General features: G+C 73.1%; 10 protein-coding genes. 5 read left to right on the top strand and 5 right to left on the bottom strand.

The features are described from left to right. Nucleotides 1-40: 40 nt before the first annotated feature. Nucleotides 41-2,803: an FAD-binding and (Fe-S)-binding domain-containing protein gene (locus tag ACFCZ1_RS10980; RefSeq protein ID WP_376678248.1), complete on the bottom strand. Its 2,763-nt coding sequence runs from the start codon at nt 2,801-2,803 to the stop codon at nt 41-43. Between the two features lie 174 nt (nt 2,804-2,977). On the opposite strand from ACFCZ1_RS10980, the gene serC reads away from it, so the two are divergent. Beyond that, nucleotides 2,978-4,105 carry a phosphoserine transaminase gene (serC, locus tag ACFCZ1_RS10975; RefSeq protein WP_376678067.1) on the top strand — a complete coding sequence of 376 codons (1,128 nt, stop codon included), beginning with the start codon at nt 2,978-2,980 and terminating at the stop codon, nt 4,103-4,105. A gap of 153 nt (nt 4,106-4,258) precedes the next feature. Further along, nucleotides 4,259-7,390 (top strand): sacsin N-terminal ATP-binding-like domain-containing protein, encoded by a 3,132-nt coding sequence (locus ACFCZ1_RS10970; protein ID WP_376678247.1) that lies wholly within the window; start codon nt 4,259-4,261, stop codon nt 7,388-7,390. 43 nt (nt 7,391-7,433) lie between these two features. On the opposite strand, the gene ACFCZ1_RS10965 is transcribed toward ACFCZ1_RS10970, so the two are convergent. Further along, nucleotides 7,434-7,889 (bottom strand): hypothetical protein, encoded by a 456-nt coding sequence (locus tag ACFCZ1_RS10965; protein ID WP_376678066.1) that lies wholly within the window; start codon nt 7,887-7,889, stop codon nt 7,434-7,436. Nucleotides 7,890-8,119: 230 nt separating this feature from the next. Between ACFCZ1_RS10965 and ACFCZ1_RS10960 the strand changes: the two genes are divergently transcribed. Next, complete coding sequence (locus tag ACFCZ1_RS10960; RefSeq protein WP_376678065.1) at nt 8,120-8,698, top strand: HD family hydrolase; 579 nt, start codon at nt 8,120-8,122, stop codon at nt 8,696-8,698. Nucleotides 8,699-8,788: 90 nt separating this feature from the next. On the opposite strand, the gene ACFCZ1_RS10955 is transcribed toward ACFCZ1_RS10960, so the two are convergent. Both ACFCZ1_RS10955 and ACFCZ1_RS10950 read right to left on the bottom strand, forming a co-directional pair. Continuing rightward, complete coding sequence (locus ACFCZ1_RS10955) at nt 8,789-11,242, bottom strand: HAD-IC family P-type ATPase (RefSeq protein WP_376678064.1); 2,454 nt, start codon at nt 11,240-11,242, stop codon at nt 8,789-8,791. A gap of 125 nt (nt 11,243-11,367) precedes the next feature. Next, entirely contained in the window at nt 11,368-11,664 is a 297-nt protein-coding gene (locus tag ACFCZ1_RS10950) for a DUF2530 domain-containing protein (RefSeq protein WP_376678063.1), read from the bottom strand. Between the two features lie 128 nt (nt 11,665-11,792). Between ACFCZ1_RS10950 and ACFCZ1_RS10945 the strand changes: the two genes are divergently transcribed. Continuing rightward, the gene (locus tag ACFCZ1_RS10945) at nt 11,793-13,259 is read left to right on the top strand and encodes an NCS2 family permease (protein ID WP_376678062.1); all 1,467 of its coding nucleotides are present in this window, start codon (nt 11,793-11,795) and stop codon (nt 13,257-13,259) included. Nucleotides 13,260-13,291: 32 nt separating this feature from the next. On the opposite strand, the gene ACFCZ1_RS10940 is transcribed toward ACFCZ1_RS10945, so the two are convergent. Next, a complete protein-coding gene (locus ACFCZ1_RS10940) occupies nt 13,292-13,474 on the bottom strand; it encodes a ribbon-helix-helix protein, CopG family (protein ID WP_376678061.1) in 183 nt (60 codons plus the stop codon). Between the two features lie 119 nt (nt 13,475-13,593). Between ACFCZ1_RS10940 and ACFCZ1_RS10935 the strand changes: the two genes are divergently transcribed. Next, on the top strand, nt 13,594-14,031 hold the full coding sequence (locus ACFCZ1_RS10935) for a MarR family winged helix-turn-helix transcriptional regulator (protein WP_267726860.1): 438 nt from the start codon (nt 13,594-13,596) through the stop codon (nt 14,029-14,031). Nucleotides 14,032-14,053 lie beyond the last annotated feature (22 nt).

Below are 14,053 nucleotides of genomic sequence, written 5' to 3'. Positions count from 1 at the left end.
AAGGAGTGCTGCTGTATGTCTTGCCTTACAGGACGGCCCCTTACAGCCCTTCCGCGAGGAGTTCTGCCAGGTGGCGGGCCCGGACCCCGCCCAGCTGCGCGATCTGCGTACGGCACGAGAACCCGTCGGCCTGGACCAGTACATCCCCCGGGGCCGCGCGCAGCGACGGCAGGAGCTGCTCCTCGGCACACGCCACCGACACCTCGTGATGGCCCGGCTCGAAGCCGAAGTTCCCGGCCAGGCCGCAGCAGCCGCCGCTGAGCTCGCCCACCAGGCCCGCGCGCTCGCGCAGCCGCCGGTCGGCGGCGTCGCCGAGGACCGCGTGCTGGTGGCAGTGGGTCTGGCCGGCCACCGGCCGGTCGAGGCGGGGCGGCCGCCAGTGGGGGGCGTACTCCTCCAGGGTCTCGGCGAAGGTGCGGACGGCTGACGCGAGCCGCCGGGCCCGGGGGTCCCCCGGAAGCAGGGCGGGCAGGTCGGTGCGCAGGGCCGCGGCGCAGCTGGGCTCCAGGACGAGCACGGGTCCGCGGACCTCGCCGAGGGCGTCCAGGGTGCGGTGCAGGACCTTGCGGGCGCGGCCGAGGCGGCCGGTGGAGAGGTAGGTCAGGCCGCAGCACACGCCGTCCCGGGGGACGGACACCTCCAGGCCGGCGGCCGCCAGGACCCGCACCGCCGCGCGGCCGGCCTCGGGGGCCAGGTACTGCGTGAACGTGTCCGGCCAGAGCGTGACGGTGGGGGCGGCCGTGGGTGCGGTGCCCCGCGGGCGGCCTCCGGGCTCTGCCCGGACCCGCGCCTCGAACTCCCCCGGACTCCGTCCGGGGGGACCCCCGGGCAGGGCCGGCACGTGCCCCGGCGGCAGCGCGTCGCGCAGGGCCCCGGCACCGGTCCGCCACCAGCGGGTGAACGGCTCGGCCGCCAGTTCCGGCAGCGCCCGTTCCCGCGCCACGCCCGGCACCGGAAGCAGCCGTCCCGCCGCGTTCACGACGCCCGCCATCCGCAGCGCGGCGATCAGGCGGAGCCACCGCGGCAGGCCGCCCAGCGTGTAGTGGGCGAGCGGACGGACGCGGCCCGCCCAGTGGCGGTACAGGAACTCCGACTTGTACGAGGCCATGTCCACGCCGACCGGGCAGTCGCTGAGGCACCCCTTGCAGCCCAGGCACAGGTCCAGCGCCCCGGCGACCTCCGCCGAGCGCCAGCCGTCCCGCACGACCTCCCCGGCCAGCATCTCGTGCAGCAGCCGGGCCCGGCCCCGCGTGGAGTGCCGCTCCTCCCCGGTGGCCCGGTACGACGGGCACATCACCCCCGGCCCGCCGACGTCCGCGGACCGGCACTTCGCGACACCGACGCACCGGGCGACCTCACCCGCGAAGGAGGTCCGCGGCAGCACGGCGAAGCGGAGGTTCTCGTCCAGGCGCGCCGGCCGGACCAGGATCCCCGGGTTCATCCCGCCCGCCGGGTCCCACACGTCCTTGTACGCGCCGAAGAGCCGGACCACGTCGTGCCCGTACATCCTCGGCAGCAGTTCCGCCCGCGCCTGCCCGTCCCCGTGCTCCCCCGACAGCGAGCCCCCGTGGGCGACGACCAGATCCGCCATGTCGACGGAGAAGGCCCGGAAGCGGGCCACGCCGTCCGCCGACGCCAGGTCGAAGTCGATCCGCACGTGGACACAGCCCTCGCCGAAGTGCCCGTACGGCGATCCGCGCAGCCCGTACGACGCCAGCAGGGCGCGGAACTCCCGCAGGTACGCCCCCAGCCGGGCCGGCGGCACCGCGCAGTCCTCCCACCCCGGCCAGGCCATCTCCCCGCCCGGCAGCCGCGTCGCCGTGCCGGCCGCGTCCTCCCTGATCCGCCACAGGGCCCGCTGCCCCGCCGGGTCAGTGACCACCACCGCGTCGAGCGCGTCGGCGCCCCGCACCAGCGCCCGCGCGCCGCCCTCGCCGGCCATCTCCACGAACAGCCACGCCCCGCCCCGCGGCAGCCCTCCCACGCCCCTGACCAGGTCCTGCGCCATCCCCTCCACGGTCAGCGGGCGGTAGGCGAGCAACCCCGCCGCCGCGTCCGCCGCCGCGCTCTCGTCCGCGTACCCGAGCACCGCGAGCACCGGCGCGCGCGGCGCCTCCACCAGGCGCACCACGGCTTCGGTCACCACCCCGAGCGTGCCCTCGCTCCCGCAGAAGGCCCGGGCCAGGTCCACCCCCCGCTCGGGCAGCAGGGCGTCCAGAGCGCCGTAGCCGGAGATCCGCCGCGAGAAGCGGGCCGTGCCGGAGGCGCCCCCCGAGCCGCCGCCCATCCCCGTGCGCAGGAGGGCCAGATTCGCGCCGACCAGCTCCCGCAGCCCCGCCGGAGCCCCCGCCCAGCCGGTCCCGATCCGGTACGAGGAGCCCCCGTACGCCGTCACGGCCAGCTCGGCCACGTTGTCGGCGGTGGTCCCCCAGGCGACCGAGTGGGCGCCGCACGCGTTGTTGCCGATCATGCCGCCGAGGGTGCAGCGGGAGTGTGTGGAGGGGTCGGGCCCGAAGGTCAGTCCGTACGGGCGCACCGCGTCCCGCAGCCGGTCGAGCACCAGCCCGGGCTGGACCACGGCGGTGCGCGCGGCCGGGTCGACCGACACCAGGGCGTCCATGTGCCGGGTGAGGTCGAGCACCACCCCGGTCCCCGTCGCCTGCCCGGCGATGGAGGTCCCGCCGCCGCGCGGGACGACCGGGACCCCGGCGTCGGCGCACACGCGCAGGGCGGCCGCCACGTCCTCGGCGTCGCGCGGGGCCACCACGCCCACCGGGACGCGCCGGTAGTTGGAGGCGTCCATGGTCACCAGCGCCCGTGCCGCGGCCCCGAAGTCCACCTCCCCGCGCAGCCCCGCCCGCAATGTCCGTTCCAGCTCCCCGGGTGACGTCACGTCCTCCAGCGTCCCACCATCGGCTGCGTCTCACCGGGTGGACGCGGCTCCGACGCACGGACCTGGAACCGATACGCTCCGCTTGTGGCCGAGATCCAGATTCCCGCTGACATCAAGCCCGCCGACGGACGCTTCGGCGCGGGCCCCTCCAAGGTGCGGACCGAGGCGCTGGACGCCCTCGCCGCCACCGGAACCTCCCTGCTCGGAACCTCGCACCGCCAGGCCCCGGTCAAGAACCTGGTCGGCTCGGTGCGCCAGGGGCTCCGGGACCTCTTCTCCCTCCCCGAGGGCTACGAGGTGATCCTGGGCAACGGCGGCTCCACCGCCTTCTGGGACATCGCGACCCACGGGCTGATCGAGCAGAAGTCCCAGCACCTCACCTTCGGCGAGTTCTCCTCCAAGTTCGCCAAGGCCGCCAAGCTCGCGCCGTGGCTGGACGCGCCGTCCGTGATCTCCTCGGAGCCGGGCACGCACCCCGAGCCGGCCGCCGAGGCGGGCGTGGACGTGTACGCGTACACCCACAACGAGACCTCGACGGGTGTCGCCGCGCCGGTCAAGCGCGTCGCGGGCGCCGACGGTGCTGATGAGGGGGCCCTCGTCCTGGTGGACGCGACCTCGGGTGCCGGCGGTCTGCCGGTGGACATCACCGAGACCGACGTCTACTACTTCGCCCCGCAGAAGTCCTTCGCCTCCGACGGCGGCCTGTGGCTGGCCGCGTTCTCCCCGGCCGCCCTGGAGCGCGCGCAGCGCGTGCACGCCTCCGGCCGGCACATCCCGGAGTTCTTCTCGCTGCCGACGGCGATCGACAACTCGCTGAAGAACCAGACGTACAACACCCCGGCGCTGTCGACCCTCTTCCTGCTGAACGAGCAGCTGGAGTGGATGAACGGCCAGGGCGGTCTGGAGTTCACGACCGGCCGGACGGCGGCCAGCGCGCGCAACCTGTACGGCTGGGCCGAGGCGTCGAAGTACGCGACCCCGTTCGTCGTGGACGCCGACAAGCGCTCCGCCGTCATCGGCACGATCGACTTCTCGGACGACATCGACGCGGCGGCCGTCGCCAAGGTGCTGCGCGCCAACGGGATCGTGGACACCGAGCCGTACCGCAAGCTCGGCCGCAACCAGCTGCGCGTCGCGATGTTCCCGGCGATCGACCCGGCGGACGTGCAGGCACTGACCGCCTGCATCGACTACGTGATCGAAAAGCTCTAGCAGTCCCGCTCGCAGCCCCCGGTGACTCCCGTCAACGGGGGCTGCGTCGTACCCACGGGGTGGTGTTCGCCCACCTCACCGGGAGGACGCGGCCCCGTACGCGCTACCTTCAGGATTTCGGGTACGGCAATTCTTGGAGGCAGCGGCGTGAGCGTGCGAGTGACGGCGGCCCAGAACGGTGTGGACCCCTTCGGCACGGCCCGGCTGCGGCGCGGGGTGCTCGACTCCTGGGGCGCGGGCCCGGCCCGGTTCCGGGAGGACGCCAACGCCGAGGAGGACCTGGCCCTCGGCGGCTACCGCGACCGGCTCGTCGTCGAGCTGGCGCAGAACGCCGCCGACGCCGCGGCCCGGGCGGGGGTACCGGGCCGGCTGCGGCTCACCCTGCACCCGGGGCAGGGCGGGCACGCGGTGCTGGCCGTCGCCAACACCGGCGCCCCGCTCGACGCCACGGGCGTGGAGTCCCTGAGCACCCTGCGCGCCTCCGCCAAGCGCGAATCCGGGGCCGGCTCGGGCGACACCGTCGGCCGCTTCGGCGTCGGCTTCGCCGCCGTCCTCGCCGTCTGTGACGAACCCGCGGTGCTCGGCCGCCACGGCGGCGTCCGCTGGTCCCTGGCCGAGGCCCGCGAGCTGGCCCGCGAAGCCGCCGTCGGCAGCCCCGGCCTCGGCGACGAACTGCGCCGCCGCGACGGCCACGTCCCGCTGCTGCGGCTCCCCCTGCCCGCCGAGGGCACCGCGCCCGAGGGCTACGACACCGTGGTGGTCCTCCCCCTGCGCGACGCCGCCGCCGAGGACCTGGCGGAGCGGCTCCTCGCCGGCGTCGACGACGCCCTGCTGCTCACCCTGCCGGGGCTGCGCGAGGTCGTCATCGAGACACCGTCGGACGGCGCGGGCGGCAGCAGCCGCACGCTGTACCGGCGCGACGAGGGCCCGTACACCGTCATCGAGGACTCCCGGTCGGGGACGAACCGCTGGCGCACCGTCCGCCACGGCGGCCCCATCGAGCGGGCCCTGCTCGCCGACCGGCCCGTGGAGGAGCGGCTGCGGCCGGCCTGGTCGGTGTCCTGGGCGGTGCCCGTCGACACCGACGGCGCCCCGCTGCACCCGGCCACCGCGCCGGTGGTGCACGCCCCGACCCCGACCGACGAGCCGCTGGGCATCCCGGCCCTGCTCATCGCGACCCTGCCGCTGGACACCTCCCGCCGGCATCCCGCGCCGGGGCCGCTGACCGACTTCCTCGTGGAGCGCGCCGCCGACGCGTACGCCGAACTCCTCGGCGCCTGGGACCCGGTGACCACCGGCCTCGTGGACCTGGTGCCCGGCCCGCTCGGCAAGGGCGAGCTGGACGGCTCCCTGCGCGCGGCCATCCTCCGGCGCCTGCCCCGCACGGCCTTCCTCGCCCCCGCCGCGCCGCCCGAGCACGCGGAGGAACGCAACGCGCTGCGCCCCTTCGAGGCCGAGGTCGTGGAGGGCGCGGGCGCCGACACCGTACGGGTCCTCGCCGAGGTCCTGCCGACCCTGCTCCCGGCCGGTCTGGAGCGCCGCCCCGAACTGCGCACCCTGGGCGTGGGCCGGCTCCCGCTGGGCGATGCCATCGAGCGGATCGCGGGCATCGAGCGGACCCCCGACTGGTGGCACCGGCTCTACGACAGCCTGGCCGGGGTCGACCCCGACCGGCTGTCCGGGCTGCCCGTGCCGCTCGCCGACGGGCGTACGACGATCGGGCCGCGCCACGTCCTCCTCCCGTACGCGGACACCCCCGCGGACCTGGCCCGGCTGGGGCTGAAGGTGGCCCATCCCGACGCGGCGCACCCGCTGCTGGAGAAGCTCGGGGCCCTGCCCGCGACGCCGCGCGCGGTGCTCACGACCCCGCAGGTCCGGGCCGCCGTCGCCGGATCGCTGGACGCGGGCGAGATCTGGGACGAGGACGCCCTGGACCCGGAGGAGCTGGCCGACGTGGTCCTGGGCCTGGTCCGCGACGCCGGTCTGGCCCCGGGCGACGAGCCCTGGCTGGGCGCGCTGGCCCTCCCGGACGAGGACGGGGAGCTGACCCCGGCGGGCGAACTGCTGCTGCCCGGCTCGCCGCTCGCCTCCGTCATCCGCGAGGACGAAGTCCCGTACGTCGACGCCGAACTGGCCTCCCGGTGGGACGCCGACACCCTCACCGCCTGCGGGGTACTGGCCACCTTCCAGCTGGTGCGCGCCACCGACGTGGTCCTGGACCCGGACGAACTGGAGCCGCGTGACGGGGACTTCGCCGAACCCGACGACGCGGGCCTGCTCGACGCGGTGGACGTCTGGTGCGAGGACGTACTGGACCAGCTGCCGGACACCCCGGTGCCGCCGGTGGCGACCGAGCTCGTCGCGGTACGCGACCTCGACCTGGTCGACGACGACTGCTGGCCCCGGGCCCTGGCCATGCTGGCGCAGCCGCCGCTGCGTGACGCCCTGACCCAGCCCGTGCGCATCCTCCTCCCGGACGGCACCACGCAGTCCGTGCGCCCGTACACCGCGTGGTGGCTGCGCGACCACCCGGTGCTCGACGGGCGCCGTCCGGCGGGCCTGCGCGCGGCCGGCGGTGATCCGCTGCTGGAGGGCCTGTACACCTCGGCGGACGCCACGGGCTTCGAGGACGAGCAGGTCCTGCGGGCGCTGGGCGTACGGACCACCGTGGCGGCCCTGCTGGACGAGCCGGGCGGTGCGGCCGAGCTCCTGGGCCGCCTCGCCGACCCGGACCGGGAGGTGACGGGCCGCCAGCTGCACGGCCTGTACACCACGCTGGCGGACCTGGACCCCGAGCAGGTCACCCTGCCGGACGAACTGCGTGCGGTGGTGGACGGCGAGGTCCGCGTGGTGGAGGCGGCGGACGCGGTCATCGCCGACGCCCCGGACCTGCTCCCGCTGACCGTGGGCCTGCCCCTCCTCCCGGTCGCCCCGTCCCGGGCGGCCGACCTGGCGGACCTCCTCCAGGTCCGGCGGCTCTCGGAGACGGTTCCGGCGGAGGTGACCACCCCGGGCGAGGAGCACGAGGTCCCGGAGCCGGTCCGCATCCTGCTGGGCCCCTCGACCCCGTACACCTACGTCGAGCACGAGGAACTGATCGCGGGCGGCACCGAACTGGACTGGCGCCGCACCCCGGACGGCACCCTTCACGCCTCCACCCTGGAGGGCGTCGCGGCGGGCCTTGCATGGTCGGCGGGCCAGTGGCCCCGCCGCTTCGAGGTGGCGGCCCTCCTGGAGGACCCGTCCCGCACGGCGGAACTGGCGCGCGACCGCTGGTTCGACTAGCTCTGCGCCGACCGGCCCGCCCCGGGAGACCCCGGCGGGCCGGTCAGAGCCCGAACACGACTCCGCGCCAGGTCCATCCCGCGGCGAGGACCGTGTTCCGCAGGGGCTCCTTCACCTCCCGCGTGTCGAAGCGGAACGTTTCCGCCCGGCGGCCGTCCGGCCCCTTCTTGGCATCCCACTGCTTGTACACCGCCGTCCCCGGCCCACGGGAGTACTGCCTGCCGGACTCGTGCGACGGCTCCCACCGCTCGTCGAGGGCGCGCACCTCGCGCTTGGCGGCGACCAGGCGCATGCGGATCCTGAGGGTCACGTCCATCTCCGGGACCCGGCAGTCCGCCACCAGGTCGGCGCCTTCCTCCGGGGTGCCGTTGCGTACGACGAACCGCACGTCCGGCCCGTTCAGCGCGAGCAGCGCGTCCCGGACCTCCACGGCGGGCAGCGGCCTGACCCCGCTGCCGGGGTACCTGGTGCCCGTGTACTTGTCCCAGAGCCGGCCCATCGTCGGATCCCCTCCTCCACCTCCGGGCGCACCGTGCGCACGAAGCCCCGGAAGTCTCGCAGGACGCTGCCGTACCGGCCCGGCTCGCAGCCCCGGATTCCGTATCGGAGCGCAATTGCGGGCGGCCCGGGTAGACAGGTAGCTGCACCACGGCCACGGCGCGTGCGCGCCGAGAGCTGGAGGGCATCCGGTACGCGATCCGCCTCGCCGAGGCGTAAGAAGGAGACACAGTGGCTGACGACCTGTCCGCGGTGGCGCACTTCCTCTACGAGGCCGGCACGCTCAAGCACAGCCGCCGCACAGGCTGGTGGATGGCCGGCGTCAACGACCCCGAGAGCGTCGCGGAGCACTCCTGGCGGACGTCGCTCATCGCGTCGATCATCGCGAAGCTGGAGGGTGCCGACCCCGCACGCGCCTCCTTCCTCGCCGTGTGGCACGACACGCAGGAGACCCGCACCGGAGACGTCAACCACCTCGGGAAGAAGTACGCGACGAGCGTCGACCCGCAGGCGGTGACCGCCGACCAGACCGCGGGGATGCCCGACGTACTCGCGTCGGCGATCCAGGAACTGGTCGCCGAGTACGAGGGGAAGGACTCGCCGGAAGCGCTCTGCGCGCGCGATGCGGACAAGCTGGAGTGCATGCTCCAGGGGATCGAGTACAAGGCCCAGGGATACGCGGCCGCTCAGCGGTGGATCGACAACAGTCGGGCGCGGCTCACGACGGAGACCGGCCGGCGTCTCGCCGACGAGCTTCTCGGGCAGGGCACTCTCGACTGGCTGCGGGCGGCCATGGGCGAGAAGGGCTGAGCCCGGACGCACGAAAGTGCCCCTCCCGCCCGTGGGCGGGAGGGGCACGGTTCAGGAGAGGGCGTACTCCAGAGCTGTGGTCTCCGCCCGTTACGCGGGGAACCTCCGGTTCACCCAGTGGAACGTGAACTCGATCAGGGTCGCGGCGCCCGCGGCGACGGCCACCGCGATCCACGGCATCGTCACGCCCTCCAGCTTGAGCTGGAAGAAGTCCTGGAGCCACGGCACGACCAGCACGAGCAGGAAGGCGCCGCCCATCGCGCCGACCAGTCCGACGCGCCACCACGTGTACGGGCGGGCGATGATCGCCAGGACCCACATCGAGGTCAGGAACAGCGTGAGGGTCGCCGCGCTGGTCTCGGCCTGGATGGCGCCGGGGCCGGTGTAGTGGTGGCGCGCGATCAGGTACGTCACGAAGGTGGCGGTCCCCGCGATCGCTCCGCCCGGGATCGCGTACCGCATGACGCGTTTCACGAAGTGCGGCCGCGCCCGCTCCTTGTTCGGGGCCAGGGCCAGGAAGAAGGCCGGGATGCCGATGGTGAGCGTGGACAGCAGTGTCAGGTGGCGGGGCAGGAACGGGTACTCGACCTGCGAGCAGACCACGAGGATGGCCAGCAGCACCGAGTAGACCGTCTTCGTGAGGAAGAGGGTGGCCACCCGGGTGATGTTGCCGATGACCCGGCGGCCTTCGGCGACCACCGAGGGGAGGGTGGCGAAGCTGTTGTTGAGGAGGACGATCTGGGCGACGGCGCGGGTGGCCTCCGAGCCGGAGCCCATGGACACGCCGATGTCGGCGTCCTTGAGGGCGAGCACGTCGTTGACGCCGTCGCCGGTCATCGCGACCGTGTGGCCCTTGGACTGGAGGGCGCCGACCATGTCCCGCTTCTGCTGCGGGCTGACCCGTCCGAAGACGGAGTTCTCGTCGAGGACCTTGGCCATGTCGTCCCGTTCGGTGGGGAGCCCCCGGGAGTCGACGGTGTTCTCCGCGCCCGGCAGGCCCAGCTTGCCGGCGACCGCGCCCACGGAGACGGCGTTGTCGCCGGAGATGACCTTGGCCTTGACGTCCTGGTCGTCGAAGTAGCGCAGCGTGTCGGCGGCGTCGGGGCGCAGCCGCTGTTCCAGGACGACCAGGGCGGTCGGCCGGGCACCGGTGGCGACGGCCGCGTCGTCCAGTTCGAGGGCGGACCGGGCCAGCAGGAGGACCCGCAGGCCCTGCTCGTTGAGGCCGTCGATCTCGTCGAGGGCCGGGTCCCCGGCGGGGAGGAGCACGTCGGGGGCGCCGAGCAGCCAGGTGTTGTTCTCGCCGTCGCCCTCGCTGAAGCTGGCGCCGCTGTACTTGCGGGCCGAGGAGAACGGCAGCGACTCGGTGCAGCGCCACTCCGCGCTGTCGGGGTAGGCGTCGATGATCGCCTGGAGGCTGGCGTTGGGCCGGGGGTCGGACTCGCCGAGGGCGCCGAGCACCTTCCTGACGTACGCCGGGTCCGTGCCGCCGAGCGCGCGGAGCTCGGTGACGTCCATGCCGCCCTCGGTGAGGGTGCCGGTCTTGTCGAGGCAGACCACGTCGACGCGGGCGAGGCCCTCGATGGCGGGCAGCTCCTGGACCAGGCACTGCTTGCGGCCGAGCCGGATGACGCCGATCGCGAAGGCCACGGAGGTGAGGAGGACGAGGCCCTCGGGGATCATCGGGACGATACCGCCGACGGTCCGGGCGATGGCGTCCTTGAAGTTGTCGTCCTTGACGATCAGCTGGCTGATGATCAGGCCGATCGAGGTCGGGATCATCATCCAGGTGACGTACTTGAGGATGGTGGAGATGCCGGTGCGCAGCTCGGAGTGGACGAGCGTGAAGCGGGAGGCCTCTTCGGCCAGCTGGGCGGCGTAGGCCTCGCGGCCGACCTTGGTGGCGGTGAAGGCGCCGCCGCCCGCGACGACGAAGGAGCCGGACATGACCTGGTCGCCGGGCTTCTTCAGGACGGGGTCGGCCTCACCGGTGAGCAGGGACTCGTCGATCTCCAGGCCGTCGGCCTCACCGACGGACCCGTCGACGACGACCTTGTCGCCGGGGCCGAGTTCGATGACGTCGCCGAGGACGATCTCGGAGGTGGAGATCTCGGCGGTCCGGCCGTCGCGGCGGACACTCGGTTTGGCCTCGCCGATGACGGCGAGGCCGTCGAGGGTCTTCTTGGCGCGCAGTTCCTGGACGATGCCGATGCCGGTGTTCGCGATGATCACGAAGCCGAAGAGGCTGTCCTGGATCGGGGCGACGAAGAGCATGATCACCCAGAGCACGCCGATGATCGCGTTGAACCGGGTGAAGACGTTGCCGCGGACGATGTCGATCGTGGCGCGGCTGCTGCGGACGGGGACGTCGTTGACCTCACCGCGCGCGACGCGCTCGGCGACCTCGGTGGTGGTCAGCCCGGCGGGCCTGAACCGCGGCGCGGGCAGCCGCACCGGGTGGACCGGGTCGAGCTCGGCCCCCGCGTCGATGGCGGCGCCGCCCCGGTCCGGCCCGTCCTGATCGATCCTCGCCCGCTGCGTCATGCTTTCGACGGTAAGGGGGGTTTCGGGGCTTCACCCGCCGAGAGGGCGGAAGATCCGACCTCAGGATGACCCGAATCGTCCCCCGGTAGCGCGCCCGGGGAGGCCCCGGTAGCGCGCCGGGGAGGCTACTGGCCGGCCTGCGGTCCGGGCTCCGTCCGCGCGGCCCCGGCGGCCCGCTCCGCGGCGTGGCGCTTGAGGGCGGCGTCGCGGCCGCGGACGTACCAGATGCCGATCAGGCCGAGGAAGCCGCCGGCCGCGCAGGTCCAGACCCACCACAGCAGTCCCCGGTCGGCGAACCAGCCGTAGAAGGGGAGCTGGACCACGAACATGGCGAACCAGAGGATCGTGCCGCCGGTGACGGTGGCGACGACCGGCCCCTCCAGGGGCTCGGGCGCCTCGTGCTTCGCAGTCCATTTCGCCATACGGCAAGTCTAGGTGCGCGGATTCGTTGTCTACGCGCGGAGATGGACGCTCCTTCGTTCATGTGTTCATACTGAAACGATGTGGGCGTGGCCCATTTTCTTCGTATGAACCACCCAATGAGGACCGTATGAGCACTCCGGCCCCCACCTCCGCGCCCGCCACCGCGGCCCCCCTCCCGGAGCCCTCCCCCCAGGGACCGTCGGGCCTGGACCGCTATTTCAAGATCTCCGAGCGCGGTTCGACCGTCGCCCGTGAGGTCCGCGGCGGCCTGGCGACCTTCTTCGCGATGGCCTACATCATCGTGCTGAACCCGATCATCCTGGGCAGCGCGAAGGACATGTACGGGCACCAGCTCGACGGCGGCCAGCTCGTCACCGCCACCGTCCTGACGGCCGCCTTCACCACGCTCCTCATGGGCGTCATCGGCAACGTCCCGATCGCGCTGGCCGCCGGCCTCGGCGTCAACACGGTCGTCGCGCTCCAGCTCGCCCCGCGCATGAGCTGGGCCGACGCCATGGGCATGGTGGTCCTGGCCGGCTTCGTGGTGATGCTGCTCGTCGCCACCGGCCTGCGCGAGCGGGTCATGAACGCCGTCCCGGTGGGCCTGCGCAAGGGCATCGCGATCGGCATCGGCCTGTTCATCATGCTGATCGGCCTGGTCGACTCGGGCTTCGTCTCCCGCATCCCGGACGCCGCGCACACCACCGTCCCGCTCCAGCTCGGCAGCAACGGCCACCTGCACGGCTGGCCCGTGCTGATCTTCGTCGTCGGCGTGCTGCTCACCCTCGCCCTGCTGATCCGCAAGACGCCGGGCGCGATCCTGATCTCCATCGTGGTGATGACCGTCGTCGCGGTCGGCGTCCAGCTGATCACCGAGCTGCCGAACGAGGCCTGGGGCCTGACCGTCCCCGAGTGGCCGGGCAACCCGGTGGCCGCGCCCGACTTCGGGCTCGTCGGCCAGGTGAGCCTGTTCGGCGGCTTCGGCAAGGTCGGGATGCTGACCGGCCTCCTCTTCGTCTTCACCGTGCTGCTGTCCTGCTTCTTCGACGCGATGGGCACGATCCTGGGCGTCGGCGACGAGGCGAAGCTGATCGACAAGAACGGCGACTTCCCCGGCATCAACAAGGTCCTGCTGATCGACGGCCTGGCCGTCGCCTCCGGCGGCGCGACCTCCTCCTCCGCCACCACCTGCTTCGTGGAGTCCACGGCCGGGGTCGGCGAGGGCGCCCGTACGGGCCTGGCGAACGTCGTGACGGGCGGCCTCTTCGCCGTGGCGCTGTTCCTGACCCCGCTCGCCACCATGGTCCCCTCCCAGGCGGCCACCCCCGCCCTGGTGGCGGTCGGCTTCCTGATCCTGGCGGGCTCGGTCAAGGACATCGACTGGAGCGACTTCACCATCGCCGTCCCGGCCTTCCTGGCCATGGTGACGATGCCCTTCACCTACTCGATCACCAACGGCATCGGCATCGGCTTCGTGAGCTTCTGCGCACTGCGCCTGGCGACCGGCCGCGGCCGCGAGGTCCCGGCGGCCATGTACGTCGTGTCGGCCGTGTTCGTCTTCTACTACGCGATGCCGGCGCTCGGCCTCACGTGAGCCCCGCCTGCGCCCCACCCGGTCGCACGTGATCAGGTGAGCCCGTAGAACTTCTCTGTCTCGTCGACGGCCGCGCCCAAGCGCTCGTCGAAGTCGTCGCGAATGAGCGTCCGGACCACATAGTCCTGGACGCTCATTCCGCGTTTGGCGGCATGAGTCCGGAGCCTGTCGAGGAGCTCCCCGTCTATGCGCATGCTCAGCACATGTGTCCCCATGCCGAAAGAGTCGGGGCAGAGGGTACGGACGCGTGTCACTTTCCACCGCCGACTCACCCGTACGAGTGACGGACCATAAGCGGTGTTATTTAGGTTGGGTAATGAGTTACTCTAAAGACATGCACGACCTTTCCCATGGCGACGACGCTGCCGCCGTGAACGACCTCCGCTCCGCCGTCATGCGACTGGGCCGGCGCCTGAAGCACCAGCGCGTCGACGAGTCGCTGAGCCCGACCGAGATGTCGGTCCTCGGCACCCTCGCCCGCTGCGGCCAGGCCACGCCTGGCGAGCTGGCCCGGCGCGAGCACGTACAGCCGCCGTCGATGACACGCATCGTCGCGCTGCTGGAGGCCAAGGGACTGGTCACGCTGGAGCCGCACCCGGACGACCGCCGCCAGAAGGTGGTCCGCCAGACGGAGGAAGCCGAGGCGATGCTCGAAGAGAGCCGCCGCAAGCGCAACGCCTTCCTGGCCGGGCTCGCGGCCGAGCTGACCGAGGACGAATGGGCCAAGCTGCGCGAGGCCGCACCCGTCCTGGAGAAGCTCGCGCACCTGTAGGAACGACGCCAGGAGGCGAACG

Source organism: Streptomyces sp. NPDC056224 (assembly GCF_042267665.1).
Lineage (GTDB): Bacteria > Actinomycetota > Actinomycetes > Streptomycetales > Streptomycetaceae > Streptomyces.
This window is presented reverse-complemented; position numbering and strand designations above follow the sequence as displayed.

Coding starts and splice junctions, on each gene's coding strand:
- ACFCZ1_RS10945 (WP_376678062.1), top strand. CDS start 11,793: ATGAGCACTCCGGCCCCCACCTCCGCGCCCGCCACCGCGGCCCCCCTC.
- ACFCZ1_RS10950 (WP_376678063.1), bottom strand. CDS start 11,664: ATGGCGAAATGGACTGCGAAGCACGAGGCGCCCGAGCCCCTGGAGGGG.
- ACFCZ1_RS10965 (WP_376678066.1), bottom strand. CDS start 7,889: ATGGGCCGGCTCTGGGACAAGTACACGGGCACCAGGTACCCCGGCAGC.
- ACFCZ1_RS10955 (WP_376678064.1), bottom strand. CDS start 11,242: ATGACGCAGCGGGCGAGGATCGATCAGGACGGGCCGGACCGGGGCGGC.
- ACFCZ1_RS10935 (WP_267726860.1), top strand. CDS start 13,594: ATGCACGACCTTTCCCATGGCGACGACGCTGCCGCCGTGAACGACCTC.
- ACFCZ1_RS10980 (WP_376678248.1), bottom strand. CDS start 2,803: ATGGACGCCTCCAACTACCGGCGCGTCCCGGTGGGCGTGGTGGCCCCG.
- ACFCZ1_RS10940 (WP_376678061.1), bottom strand. CDS start 13,474: ATGGGGACACATGTGCTGAGCATGCGCATAGACGGGGAGCTCCTCGAC.